This is a genomic window from Roseovarius sp. A46 (genome assembly GCF_004126395.1).
In the GTDB taxonomy this organism is placed as follows: Bacteria; Pseudomonadota; Alphaproteobacteria; order Rhodobacterales; family Rhodobacteraceae; genus Roseovarius; species Roseovarius nitratireducens.
On the sequence record NZ_PVWS01000114.1, the window covers coordinates 1 to 248 of the forward strand.

The 248-nt window shown below is 52.4% G+C and carries 1 pseudogene; it reads left to right on the forward strand.

Features of this window, described 5'->3' with window-relative positions:
- Positions 1-111 (forward strand): annotated as a pseudogene (locus tag C6W92_RS18105) (IS630 family transposase); the annotation flags it as partial.
- Positions 112-248 lie beyond the last annotated feature (137 nt).

Genomic DNA, 248 nt, shown 5'->3' on the forward strand with positions numbered 1-248 from the left:
GGCGCGAGGACGTTCACGGACATGTTCGAGGCCATAGCAGAGGTCTGCGATCTCTACTCGCCACAAGAATGCTGGAAATACTTCAAGGCTGCTGGATATGTCTCAGGTTAAAGGCGGAATGCTTTAGTATCCACGCCCTGGAGCAAACCCTCCGACTTCCAGTCGGACCTGCTTCAGCGTGAAAGAATCGTGTTATGATCGTACCCTCAGAAAAATGAGCCGCAGCCGGGTCGAAGGCTCATTTTTCT